The following is a 13,260-nucleotide window of genomic DNA, read 5'->3' as shown; positions in this document are numbered from 1 at the left end:
GAGAAGGATCGGGGCAGGGGCTGCATCCTACCTCGAAGCTGCGAGCGCTCCGGCTGCCTGTTTCGGCCGCGTCTCGGAGACATGACGGCTTTGTCTAGCGGCGGCAATAACGCAATCATTCGTAAATTCCGGATTCGCTGGCATAAAGCCAGTCCAATCTTGCATACATGAAAGCATAGCCTTGGGAGGGATGAGAGATGGAGCAACGTTCACCGCTTCGCATGCTTGCGCCCGAGCTGCTCGCGCGCAATTTCGCGGAAGCCGAGCCGGGCCTTACGCGCAAGGCGGCGGTCGAAGAATCGAACCGCTGTCTATATTGCTATGACGCCCCTTGCATTCAAGCTTGTCCGACCGGCATTAACATCCCGTCTTTCATCAAACGGATCGCGACCGACAATCTGAAGGGCGCGGCCACGACGATCATGGACGCGAACCCGGTCGGCGCCAGCTGCGCGCGCGTCTGCCCGACGGAGATCCTGTGCGAAGGCGCCTGCGTGCTAAACGACGCCTCCGAGCCGATCATGATCGGCAAGCTGCAGCGCTACGCGACGGATTGGGCGATCGCGGACGGGCGCCCGCTCTTCAAAGCCGGCGCGCCGAACGGACGCCGCGTGGCGGTCATCGGCGGCGGTCCGGCCGGCCTGTCCGCCGCCCGGGAGCTGGCGCGGGACGGCTTCGCCGTGACGATCTACGAAGCGAAGCCGCTCGCGGGCGGTCTCGACACGCACGGCATCGTCTCGTTCCGGCTGCCGCAGTCCATCTCGCTCTGGGAGGTCGAGCAGGTGGAGAAGCTCGGCGTCGACATTCGCACCGGCGTGAAGGTCGGCGATGACGTTCCGGCAGAGCTGCTGCTGGACAGCTACGATGCGGTGGTGCTCGCGGCCGGGATGGGCGATGTGCCGCCGCTGGGCATCGAGGGCGAGGATTTGGACGGCGTGTACGATGCGATTCACCTCGTGGAGTCGACCAAATCCGCCGATCAGCCGCAGCCGGCCTTTGCAGGCGCGCGCGTGGCGGTGATCGGGGCGGGCAACACGGCGATCGACGCGGCGACTTGCTCCGTGCGGCTCGGGGCCGAGAACGTGCGCATCGTCTACCGGCGGACGCGGGCGGAGATGACCGCGTACGACTTCGAATTCGAATTCGCCAAGCAGGACGGCGTCGAGTTCGCCTGGCTGACCGCCCCGGTGCGGATCATCGGCGACGAGCAGGGCAAGGTGACGGCGCTCGAATGCGTACGGATGCAGCTGTCGGAGCCGGGGGCAGACGGGCGGCGCGCGCCGGTGCCGATCGAAGGCTCCGCGTTCCGGATGCCGGTGGACGCGGTCGTGACGGCAATCGGGCAGAAGCGCCGGGTCGCGCTCATCGACCAGCTGGGCCTCGCGCACGACCGCGGCGTTGTCCGGATCGATCCCGACACGCACGTCACATCCAACCCGAAGGTGTATGCGGCCGGGGACATCGTGTTCGGCGCCGGCCAAGGCGAAGCGATGGTCGTCTCGGCGGCCGAGCAGGGCAAGCGGACGGCGCGCGCGATCAGCCGGCATTTCGCGGAACTCGCCCCGGCGGAATCGGAGGCTGCGCCCGCCGCGCAGGGCGAAGATGAGCAGGGTAAGGTGGCGATGTAGCGGTATTCCGACGAGCTCGCATCGTCGTTCACCCGCCGCCTATCCTTCGGCCCCACGGAAATTGAACTTGAGTTCGGTCTGACGAATCGACGGCAGCGGATAGGACATGTCCATTTGGTTATCCATAACTTACGCGCGAAAGGGTTGGTCGCATGGCAGACTTACGCATTAACCTGGCGGGCATCGAGGCGCCGAATCCGTTCTGGCTGGCGTCTGCCCCGCCGACGAATACCGGCTACCAGGTGCAGCGCGCCTTCGAGGCCGGTTGGGGCGGCGCCGTCTGGAAGACGCTCGGCGAGCCGATCATCAACACGTCCGCGCGGTTCGCGGCGGTCCATTTTAATGGCCAGCGCGTCGCGGGGTTCAATAATATCGAGCTGATTACGGACCGTCCGCTCGAGGTGAACCTGAAGGAAATCTACGAGACGAAGAAACGCTTCCCGAACCATGCGCTCATCGCCTCCCTGATGGTCGAGCCGAAGCGGGAGAAGTGGCACGAGATCGTCAAGCGGGTCGAAGACGTCGGCGTCGACGGGCTGGAGCTGAACTTCGGCTGTCCGCACGGGATGGCGGAGCGCGGCATGGGCGCGGCGTCGGGACAGCAGCCGGATCTCGTCGAGATGCAGACGATGTGGGCGAAGGAAGCGGCCAAGACGCCGGTCATCGTCAAGCTGACGCCGAACATCACGGACATTACGGTGACGGCGCGGCATGCGGTCCTGGGCGGGGCGGACGCGATCAGCATGATCAACACGATCAACTCGCTGGCGGGCGTCGACATCCACTCCTGGCAGACCATCCCGCATGTAGCCGGCAAAGGCGCGCACGGCGGCTACTGCGGTCCGGCCGTCAAGCCGATCGCGCTCAACATGGTGGCCGAGTGCGCCCGCAATCCGCAGGTCGGCGTGCCGATCTCCGGCATCGGCGGCATCTCGACGTGGCAGGATGCGGTGGAATTCATGCTTATGGGCGCGACGGGCGTGCAGATCTGCACGGCGGCGATGCATCACGGCTTCCGCATCGTGGAAGAGATGATCGACGGGCTGAACAATTATCTCGACGACAAAGGGATCGCCTCCGTCATGGAGCTAGTGGGCAAATCCGTTCCGCGCTACTCCAACTGGGGCGATCTCGACCTCAATTACCGCGTCGTGGCGCGCATTAATACCGAGACGTGCATCAACTGCAACAAATGCCATATCGCCTGCGAGGATACGTCGCATCAATGCATCGACATGCTGACCGGCGATAGCGGCAAATACCTGCAGGTTCGCGAAGAAGATTGCGTCGGCTGCAACTTATGCTCGATCGTCTGCCCGGTCGACGGCGCGATCGAGATGGTGGAGGCGGCTCCGGCGGGGGCGCCGATGAGCTGGAACGACAGGCAGCGCACGCTGGCGAAGCTGAACGCCGGGGCGGCCGAGATGGAGGCGGTGTAGACGATGAAGAAGTTGATCAAGAACGGCACGATCGTGACGGCGGCCGATACGTATGTCGCCGATATTCTCGTGGACAATGGCGTTATCGCGCAGATCGGCGCGGATCTCGCCGCGCCGGCGGACGCGGAGGTCGTGGACGCGACCGGCCATTACGTGTTCCCGGGCGGCATTGACCCGCACACCCACCTGGATATGCCGTTCGGCGGCACGGTGACGGCGGACGATTTCGAGAGCGGCACGATCGCGGCGGCGTTCGGCGGGACGACGAGCATCATCGACTTCTGCCTGACGAGCAAAGGCGCGCCGCTGCGCGATGCGGTGGCAGCCTGGCATGCCAAAGCGAAGGGCAAGGCGGTCATCGACTACGGCTTCCACCTCATGGTCGGCGAAGTGAACGACGACGTGCTGCGCGAGCTGCCGCAAATTATCGACGAGGAAGGCATCACCTCGCTGAAGGTGTTCATGGCGTACAAAAACGTGTTCCAAGCCGACGACGGCACGCTGCTGCGCACGCTGCAGCTGGCCCGCCGGGAAGGCGCGCTCGTCATGGTGCACGCGGAGAACGGCGACGTCATCGCCTACCTGATCGACAAAGCGCTCGAAGAAGGCAACACCGATCCGATCTACCATGCGCTGACGCGGCCGTCCCTACTGGAAGGCGAGGCGACGGGCCGGGCGGTCAACCTGACGGAGCTGGCCGATTCCCAGCTGTACGTCGTGCACGTCACGTGCGCGGAGGCGGTGGAGAAGATTGCGGACGCTCGGCGTAAAGGTTTGCGCGTCTACGGCGAGACGTGTCCGCAGTACCTGACGCTCGACGTATCGTATTTGGAGAAGCCGGATTTCGAGGGGGCCAAATACGTCTGGTCGCCGCCGCTGCGGGAGAAGTCCCATCAGAGCGTGCTGTGGGATGCGCTGTGGAACGGGTCGCTGCAGACGGTCGGGTCGGACCAGTGCTCGTTCGACTTCAAAGGCCAGAAGGAGCTCGGGCGCGGCGATTTCTCCAAAATCCCGAACGGCGGGCCGACGATCGAGGACCGGTTCAGTCTCCTCTACTCGGAGGGCGTTGCGAAAGGGCGGCTGTCGCTGAACAAGTTCGTGGACGTCGTCTCGACGTCAAGCGCGAAGCTGTTTGGCTTGTTCCCGCAGAAAGGGACGATCGCCGTGGGCAGCGACGCGGACCTCGTCATTTTCGACCCGCGCGCCCAGCGGGCGTTATCGGCGGCGACGCACCATATGCGCGTCGACTACAACGCGTTCGAGGGGATGGGCGTGACCGGGGAGCCGGCGTCGGTGCTCGTGCGGGGCGAGTTCGTTATCCGCGACAAGCAGTTCGTCGGCACCCCGGGCAGCGGCGAATATTTGCGGCGGAAGCGGTTCGGGCAGCATGCGGCGAAGCCGAAGCGGCCGTCGGCCGAAGCGGCGGGGAGCGTGCAGCCATGAGCCATTATGCGGAGGTGCTGAAGGAGCAGCGGGCGATCGACGCGCTGTTGGCGGATGGGTACCGGATCACGCGGATTAGCGAGGATATGGACGGTTCGGCCGTGTCCTTCGCGAAAGCGGCGCCGTCCGACGAGCGGGCCGAGCTGCAGCTGCTGACGGCAGACGCGCGGAAGTACGTGGTGACGCTGCTTTTTGCGCGGATGCGGGCGGGGGGAGTCGGCCTCTGCGCCTGGTTCGCCGAATCGCTCGTATCTAGGAAAGGCGGAAGCGGGCACCGGCCAAGCGAATAGCGGGGAACCGGCGGGGAGCTCTGCGTGACCGGTAATCGGTTCGCAGTCGCGCGATGAACTGTCCAATCGCGTAACCCGTACTCGGGCGCGGCAGCATAGATTTAGGAGGGGCACTGGGGACAGTGCTCTTTTTGACGTTGGGGAAGCAGGCGGAATTTGGGTGAGTGTGGCGCAAGTTGCTGTCGCTTTCTGGATCCCAAAATCTTATCCTACGCGAGACATCCCACATCGGTCATCTGACGTCCGACATTAACTTCTCCGCCGAAAGTCCCCACGAACTACGTCCCCAACCCCGCGCCACTACGGCCTTCCGTCCCTCGACAGCTCGCCCGAGGTGGGTAAACTTCAGCCTACCTTAAATTTCCTCACCTTAAGAAATTAAACCTCTTCCCCTAAACTTGTCGCATTGTAAGGGTTATCATATCCGCGTCATAATAAGGACATAAATCAAACAAGGGGGATTACAAAGGTGATTAAACAATCCAACCTCATCAAACTGGTTTTGGCCGGCGTGCTGGCAGCAAGCTTGACGGCTTGTGGCAGCAACAACGGTGGCAATAACGCGAATAGCGGCGGCGAGACCGACGCGGCCAAGAACAACGCGGCAACGACGAACAACGGCGGCACGAACGCGCCGGCCGAAGAGCCGAAGAAAGAGAACGTGACGATCACGTTCCAGAATATCTATCCGGATCCGACCGATCCGAAGAACGGCATGCTGAAGAAGATCGTAGCCGACTACGAGAAGGCGAATCCGCACGTCAAAATCGAGCTCGACTCGCTGAACACGGACCAACAGAAGCTGAAGCTGAAGACGCAAGCGGCTTCCAAAGAAGTACCGGACATCACGATCGTCAACCCGGCCGCGCAAATGCAGCCGTTCGTGGAAGCGAACCTGTTCGCGCCGCTGAACGACATGGTCGAGCAGAACGGCCTGAAGGACACGTTCCAAGAAGGCATCCTCGACTGGTACACATTCGACAACAACCTGTACGCGCTGCCGGACGGCAACAACATCGGCCTCGTGTACTACAACAAAGAACTGTTCGAGCAAGGCGGCGTGAAAGTGCCGACGACGTTCGAAGAGATGGTCGACGTGGTCAAAGCGCTTAAAGCGAAGGGCATCCAGCCAATGGCGATCGGCGAGAAAGACTCCTGGACGGGCTCGTTCCTGTTCATGAACGTCCTGCTCCGCACGAACGGCCCGGGCTTCCTGAAAGACGTTGCCGCAGGCACCAAGACGTTCGAAGATCCGGCATTCGTCGAAGCGGTCGAAGCGTTCCAGAACCTGGTGCAAGCCGGCGCGTTCCAAGAAGGCGCGACGAGCTTCGACTACAACGCGGGCGAGAACCTGTTCAAGACGGGCAAAGCGGCGATGTACTACATGGGCAGCTGGGCAACGGGTGGCATCGAGACGTCGTCGGTTAACGGCAAAGTCGGCGTATTCAAATTCCCGACGGTGGGCGGCAAAGGCAACCCGAACGAGTTCATGCTCGCGCCGGGCTCCGCATTCGCGATCTCCGCGAACAGCAAGCACCTGCAAGAGACGAAGGACTTCCTGAACTACTTCATGCTGAACTTCCCGAAAGAAGCGTTCGCGGTCAAAGGCGCGGTAGGGCTGGCTCAGAAAGTCGAAGGCGACTTCAAAGCAGCCGGCTACTCCGACATGGCGATGGAAGTACTGGGTCTGTTCAAAGAAGTGCAAGGCGGCGACCTGAGCTTCGACAACACGATGAACCCGGGTACGTCCCAAGGCCACTTGACGAGCATCCAAAACCTGTTCGTGCAGAAGAAAGACTCCGCGGAAGTAGCGAAAGAGCACCAAGCGGCGTTCGAATCCAACAAATAATTAGCCATACCTAAATAGAGACAAAGTTCGAGGGTGCAAGGGGTCTGCCGTTAGCTGCAGGGACGGACCCCTGCGCCCTCGATTCATTTTGGTTAGGAGATGATTCCATGAACGTCTTGCGGGTGTCCAAATGGACGATTGCCGCTTTTGTGCTGCCGTGTCTGATCGTGTACGTCGGGCTGGTCTTTGTGCCGGTTCTCGTCTCGGTGTACAGCGGTTTGCTGGATTGGAACGGGATCGGCACCTCGAAGTTTGTCGGCTTGGACAACTTCAAGACGCTGCTGTTCGATGATCCGGTATTCTGGCCGTCGGTCCGCCGCACGCTGATGTTTGCCGTATTCTCCATGGCGGAGATTCCGGTCGCGCTGTTTGTCGCCATTTTGCTCAATCGTTTCGTCAAGAAACCGAATTTCCTCGTATCGGCTTACTTCATGCCGGTCATTCTCTCGGTCGTTATCATCGGCCAATTGTGGAAAACGATCTACAATCCTGCTGCCATGGGCGGCATGCTGAACCAGGTGCTGGAGGCCGTCGGTCTCTCCAGTTGGACGCATTCCTGGCTGACGGAACCGAATATCGCGATGTACTCGCTCTACTTCGTCGCGTTATGGCAATACCTTGGCTACCACACGCTCATCCAGTTTACGGGCATCCAGAATATCTCCGCCGATATTTACGAAGCGGCGCGGATCGACGGAGCCGAAGGGCTGAAGGCGGACTGGTATATTACCTTCCCGATGAATATTCCGATTTTCAAAATATCGATCGTTCTCGCGTTTATCGGTTCGCTCCAAGCGTTCGACATGGTCATGGTCATGACCGGCGGCGGCCCGGCGCACGCGACAGACGTCATCTCGACCCATATGTACAACATGTCCTTCCTGTCCATGAAATACGGATACGGCAGCTCGATCGCCACGTTCCTGGTCGCGCTTTGCTTGCTGGCCACGGTCGTCATCAATTTCATCTTCAATCGCCTGGAGCGTAAATACACGTAAGGAAGGAGGAGTTCGGTCATGAGTCAAACCATACCCGTCGCCGGCGTAAAGCCTGTTGCACAGAGAGGGAAGAAAATATTCCCGCTGGCGAAAATCATCGTGTTCATTCTGCTCGGCATTCTGCTCGTCACCCAGCTGTATCCGCTCCTCTGGCTGCTTATATACTCGCTGAAGAACAACGAGGAGATTCTCTCCGGCAGCTTCTTCTCGCTGCCGAGCAAGCTGATGTGGAGCAACTATACGGATGCGATCGCATCCGGCAACTATTTCAAATACCTGCTGAACAGCTTGATCGTCACGACCAGCACGATGGTGCTCGTCCTGCTGCTCGCCTCGCTCGTGTCGTTCGCGATCAGCCGCTTCCGCTGGAAATACGGCCAGCTCGTCATGGTGCTGTTCCTGATCGGGATGATGATCCCGATGCAGGCGACGCTGCTGCCGCTGATGCTTATTTTCAAAGAGATGAAAATTCTCAATACGCTCTGGTCGCTCATCCTGCCGTACGTCGCATTCCAGACGCCGATCGCGGTGTTCATCATGAGCGGCTTCATGAAGTCGATTCCGCACGAAATCGAGGAGTCGGCGGTCGTCGACGGCGCGAATGTGCTGCGCATCTTCTGGAGCGTCATCATTCCGGTATCGATCCCGCCGATGATGACCGTGTGCATCCTGACGTTCATCAACATTTGGAACGAGTATATTTTGGCCGCGACGTTCATCTCGAAGGAAGCGCTCAAGACGCTGCCGTTCGGCGTGAACAGCTTCGTCAGCCAGTATTCGGTCAACTACGGGGCAATCGGCGCTTACCTCGTGCTCGGGGCGCTGCCGGTTATCATCATCTACTTCCTGCTGGCGGACAAAATTACCAAGGGCATGGTGGCGGGCGCGGTCAAAGGTTAACCTTCCGCGAGACAGACGCTGTGCTACAATAGAGTCATCGATGAAGATGGCGAACGTCTAAGGTCGGGCGGCCGCCCGGAAGCGCGCATGCCTTGCGCGTTTTCGCCGGCGCCTGATCTTTGCGCTTGTTCGCCGGGGAAGGGAGATTGTACGAATTGGCACGGTCGCGCGGCAGACATTCGATTTATAACCGGCTGTTTCTGCTTTTTCTCTCCTGCATGATGACGCTCATCGTCATTGTCAGCGTGCTCTACTATCGCAAAACAACCGACATCATTCATACCAAGATCAGCGACATGGCCGAGAAAAACATCTCCCAGACCGTTGGTCTTTTTGATCTTCTGCTCGAAGGGTACGACAGCGTCACGAAATCGCTCAACAGCAACTATGAGCTGCTGCGGCTGCTGGAGGAGCGCGAGAAGGTGACGGATCCGGTGCTCAGCGTCATCAATGAGCGTTCGATCACCAATATTTTGGGCGCGGTGTATTACTCCCGAGACGACATCGTCGGCATTCACATCATCACCAGCTCCGGCAAGCTGTACAACTATGAGAAACGGTACGCCGGCGTATTCGACCTGAATTACAAAAAGACGGATTGGTACGCGCAGCTGCAGGCCTCGACCGGGGAGATGGTGTGGCTGGGCTTATACAACGGCTCGGTCATCAACAGCCTGCAGGAGGAGCGGGTGTTCGTCTTCGGCCGGGCGCTGTACGATCTGACGACCTATAAGAAAATCGGCATCATGTTCATCGAGACGAACCCGAAGCCGATCCTCTCCGCGCTCTCCAACGTCACGATCAGCCCGAACAGCCAGGTGTATATCGTCGATCGCCAGGATCGCGTCATCGCCTCGACGGGCAGCGAAGACGCCGCGATGCCGTCGTTCAACGGACTGCCGCGTCCCGCGCAGAAGGAGGTCGTCGTCGATGACGGGACCGACCAGCTGATCGTCTCGGCCAAGGCGGCGCTGGCGGACTGGACGGTGTTCGGCATGACGCCGAAGGCGGATATCGGCTCGGAGCTCAAGGATACGCGGCAGTACCTGCTCGTCGTCATCGCCGTGCTGATCGGCCTGTCGGTCGCGATCGCTTCGCTCGTCTCCCGGACGATCGCCTCGCCGCTCAAGCTGCTCATCCGCGAGATGAAGCAGGTGGAGCTCGGGAATTTCAAGGGCGGCGTGAACGTGAAGTCATTCGACGAGATCAACTCGCTGGTCGCGTCCTTCAACCGGATGGTGCATCGCATGGATGAGCTGATCGAGGGCATTACGCTCGCCTCGATCAGCGAGAAGAACGCGGAGCTGCAGGCGCTGCAGTCGCAGGTGAATCCGCATTTTCTATATAACACGCTCGATATGATCTATTGGATGTTGGACGAGCGGGAGAACGACCGGCTCGGCCGCGTCATTCTGTCGCTCTCCCACATGTTCCGCTACAGCAGCGACTGGCAGGAGGCGTCCCGCACGACGCTGCGCCAGGAGCTCGATCAGATGCGCCATTACATGACGATCATCGAGAGCCGGCTGGAAGGTCGCGTGACGACCGAGATTCAGGTCGAGGACCGCTGGCTGGACGCCGTCATGCCGAAGATGACGCTGCAGCCGATCATCGAGAACGCCGTCAAGAGCGGGCTCGAGCCGCTCGGGCGTCCCGGCAAGCTGCGCGTCTATACGGAAGTAGACGCGGGCGAATTGCGGATCGTCGTCGAGGACGACGGCGTCGGCATGGATGAGCAGACGCTCGCCTTCCTGCAGCACTCGCTGCTCGGCGGGCGGATCGTGCGGACGGAAGGCGAAGGGCCGGCGTCGGCGTCGGACACGACGGAAGGCTGGCGCGAAGCCGCCGCCGGCGCCGCAGGCGCGCACGGTCCGTCGGCTGTCGGCGGCGGCATACAGCCTGCGGCGCAGCGGCGCAAAGGCATCGGACTGCCGAACGTGCATCGGCGAATCGCGATTATGTACGGGGACCAATACGGTCTGCGAATCGATAGCAAACGAGGCGAGGGGACGACGGTTATCGTCGTCATGCCGCGATAAGAAATACAAGATGACTTCTTATATGCGTGAAATATATAACGCTTGTAGGTGAAGAAGGGGGTTCCAACCGATGGATATTCTCATTGTCGATGACGAAACGGTCATTCGCGAAGGCATCATGCGCACGCTGCATAATCGTTTTCCCGATCATACGCTCCACTTGGCCGCGAACCCGGAAGAAGCGGCCGCGCTGCTGCGCCGGCACCGCATCCATATCGTGCTGACCGATATTCTCATGCCGGGCATGACCGGGTTGGAGCTCATGAACCTCTCCGGCAAGCTGTACCCGCATATTAAGTGGGTCGTCATCTCCGCCTATTCGGAGTTCGCTTACGCGCAGGAAGCGGTGCGTCTTGGGGCGAAGGATTATTTGCTGAAGCCGATCGGGAAGGAAGTGCTCGTCGCCATGATCGAGAAGCTGACCGCCGAGGTGGCGGCCGAGACGGAGCAGACGGAGGAGGCGGAGCAGCTACGGCGCAGCCGGAAGTTTCTGCGCGAGGCGGTGTTCCAGCGCTGGGCGTCCGGACTTGATATCGGCGGCCTCGATATGAGCTCGTTCATGGAGAGCCATCCGCATTTTCAGCTGGTGCTGATCAAGATGGAGAGCGACAAAATCGTCCACCTGGAGCATTTCATTATCGAGAACGTGCTGGGCGAGCTGATCGGCAAATACGGCACCGGTTTCGTCTCGACCTTCGACGGCAAAAGCCTGCTCGGCCTCGTGACGCCGCGGGACGGGGAGCAGCTGAGCTCGCTCGTCGATGAGCTGCGCAGCCATCTTAGCCGTTATTTGAAGGTGCCGTTCCAGATCATGCACTCGGGCGTCATGACGGACGTGCAGGACGTGCCGGCGGAGGTGCGCCGCATGCGCCAGGCGTCGTCGACCCAAGTCTACGAACAAGTGGCCGGCGGCGGCGACCGCGCGATCGAAGTGGCGCTGCAGTATATGAAGACCCATTACCATGCCGATCTGTCGCTGGAGAAAGTGGCGTCGGTCGTCTATCTGAATCCGGTCTACTTCAGTCAGCTATTCAAGCAGAAGACCGGCAGCGGCTTCAAGGAATACGTCATCCAGCTGCGGCTGGAGCAGGCGAAGCAGCTGCTGCAGAACCCGAAGCTGAAGCTGGCGGAGGTGTGCGAGCGGATCGGCTACCAGGACATGCGCCATTTCTCGCAGGTGTTCCGGAAGAAGTACGCGGTGACGCCGACGGAGTATCGACAGTCGTTCGCCCTGCAAGCGGGGGACAAATAGCCGCCTCGGTTTTAGTTCTTAATTTAAAGGTGAACCATACATTTTGGCGGAGCCCACGACCCAAAGAACCTCTCTTCCCCCATTTCAGGCGGATGCAGAGGTTCCTTTTGCTTCACCGACTACGAGCATGTTCTTGCCTCTAGTTTTTTCTGTACAACAAATTCCGGGTGCGTCGGCCTGATCCGAATCGAGCAATGGTCCCGCCAACTTATCCGGCATTACTTCCATCGATTCTCCACTTCATTCACTCCTATCGCGAAATAAACCCTCGTTCTGGACATCCGCGTTGTCGGTCCTGGATCCAAACCGCGTTTATTATCCGCCATGTACGATCTGAAAGAATAAAGCGTATCCCGTCGAGCAAGAAAATGTGATCCGGATTAGAGGGCGATTGTCGACCTCATTGTGAGAAAACAGGCAAAATGTCGATTTATAACACGTTGTCCGATTTGCTCTGCTGTCGAATAAAACGATAAAATTTGGACGAGTTGACTCTCATCGTTAATAAATGGGTTAAGAAATGATAATAGCATTTCCATACGGTTTGTTTTACCCGTCAAGTCCCTTAAATTAATCTACAAAAAAACATAAAAACTCTAAGACCGTTTTCGGCAGACTTTCCACTTGGCGTCATGTAAACTGTGAACCATGCTGTTGTGGCTTTACCTGAATTACACGCCGCAAATCCATTACCCGGGGGGACTTCGCTTGGACATGACAACGATCCTGGCACTGATTGAAGCAGGCAAGACGCAAAAGGAAATCGCCGAACAGTTAGGCATACCGGTCGGAAGGCTCCGGTATCAGCTAACCAACTACCGCAAATCGCACGCGCCCCGAACGCAATCGTCCGCACCGCCGGAGGTAGACGATTACGCGCTGCTGGATGAGCGTTACGAACTGGACCGCTTGGTCGCGATGCCGCGGGATGCGGAGTCGTTGTACGTTTATTGGGAGCTGACGCCAGAGTTGATCCGCATGGTCGAGTCGCATTTCGGCTGCAGCTGGAGCGTGCTGCCGAAGCGGCTGCGGGTGTACGACGTGTCGTTCGTTCACTTTAAAGGAGACAACTTCAATCGGTACTGGGATTTCGACGTGACCCAGGAGGCGAACAACTGGTTCGTCAATGGCGTGGCCCCGGCCTGCTCGTACGTGATCGATTACGGCACCGTCGCGCTGGACGGACGCTTCATCACGCTGCTGCGCTCCAATTCGGTCCAGACGCCGCCGCGCGAAGAGCAGCGCGAGGGCGAATCGCGATGGGTACGGATGGAAGTATCGCAGGCGGCGGAGCCGCAAGCGGCCTGGCAGCCGCTCTTCAACGGATATTCGTTGTCCCCGGCGCAAGCCGATCTGGAATAGTCGCCCGCGCGCCTGGCGATGCCGCAGCGTCCTTCGGTCATGCCCCAGACAAGTCGCGCA

General features: G+C 59.9%; 10 protein-coding genes. All 10 read left to right on the top strand.

Features of this window, described 5'->3' with window-relative positions; all coding sequences use genetic code 11:
• Window positions 1–197 precede the first annotated feature (197 nt).
• Window positions 198–1,628 (top strand): NAD(P)-dependent oxidoreductase, encoded by a 1,431-nt coding sequence (locus tag ACFSKT_RS29170; protein WP_377719265.1) that lies wholly within the window; start codon window positions 198–200, stop codon window positions 1,626–1,628.
• A 152-nt stretch (window positions 1,629–1,780) separates the two neighbouring features.
• On the top strand, window positions 1,781–3,067 hold the full coding sequence (gene preA / locus ACFSKT_RS29165; RefSeq protein ID WP_377719264.1) for an NAD-dependent dihydropyrimidine dehydrogenase subunit PreA: 1,287 nt from the start codon (window positions 1,781–1,783) through the stop codon (window positions 3,065–3,067).
• A gap of 3 nt (window positions 3,068–3,070) precedes the next feature.
• Entirely contained in the window at window positions 3,071–4,510 is a 1,440-nt protein-coding gene (gene hydA / locus ACFSKT_RS29160; protein WP_377719263.1) for a dihydropyrimidinase, read from the top strand.
• Window positions 4,507–4,800: a hypothetical protein gene (locus ACFSKT_RS29155; protein ID WP_377776376.1), complete on the top strand. Its 294-nt coding sequence runs from the start codon at window positions 4,507–4,509 to the stop codon at window positions 4,798–4,800. The genes hydA and ACFSKT_RS29155 overlap by 4 nt, the downstream gene beginning before the upstream one ends.
• 469 nt (window positions 4,801–5,269) lie before the next feature.
• On the top strand, window positions 5,270–6,649 hold the full coding sequence (locus ACFSKT_RS29150; protein ID WP_377719261.1) for an extracellular solute-binding protein: 1,380 nt from the start codon (window positions 5,270–5,272) through the stop codon (window positions 6,647–6,649).
• Between the two features lie 107 nt (window positions 6,650–6,756).
• Window positions 6,757–7,647 carry a carbohydrate ABC transporter permease gene (locus tag ACFSKT_RS29145; RefSeq protein ID WP_377719260.1) on the top strand — a complete coding sequence of 297 codons (891 nt, stop codon included), beginning with the start codon at window positions 6,757–6,759 and terminating at the stop codon, window positions 7,645–7,647.
• 18 nt (window positions 7,648–7,665) lie between these two features.
• A complete protein-coding gene (locus ACFSKT_RS29140) occupies window positions 7,666–8,547 on the top strand; it encodes a carbohydrate ABC transporter permease (protein ID WP_377719259.1) in 882 nt (293 codons plus the stop codon).
• 218 nt (window positions 8,548–8,765) lie between these two features.
• Window positions 8,766–10,586 carry a cache domain-containing sensor histidine kinase gene (locus ACFSKT_RS29135; RefSeq protein ID WP_377719420.1) on the top strand — a complete coding sequence of 607 codons (1,821 nt, stop codon included), beginning with the start codon at window positions 8,766–8,768 and terminating at the stop codon, window positions 10,584–10,586.
• Between the two features lie 70 nt (window positions 10,587–10,656).
• Window positions 10,657–11,838, top strand: a complete 1,182-nt coding sequence (locus ACFSKT_RS29130; protein WP_377719258.1) for a response regulator — start codon at window positions 10,657–10,659, stop codon at window positions 11,836–11,838.
• A gap of 714 nt (window positions 11,839–12,552) precedes the next feature.
• Entirely contained in the window at window positions 12,553–13,200 is a 648-nt protein-coding gene (locus ACFSKT_RS29125; RefSeq protein ID WP_377719419.1) for a DUF4912 domain-containing protein, read from the top strand.
• The last annotated feature ends 60 nt before the right edge of the window (window positions 13,201–13,260 follow it).

It is taken from the genome of Paenibacillus xanthanilyticus (assembly GCF_042682185.1).
Classification (GTDB): domain Bacteria; phylum Bacillota; class Bacilli; order Paenibacillales; family Paenibacillaceae; genus Paenibacillus_Z; species Paenibacillus_Z xanthanilyticus.
This window is presented reverse-complemented; position numbering and strand designations above follow the sequence as displayed.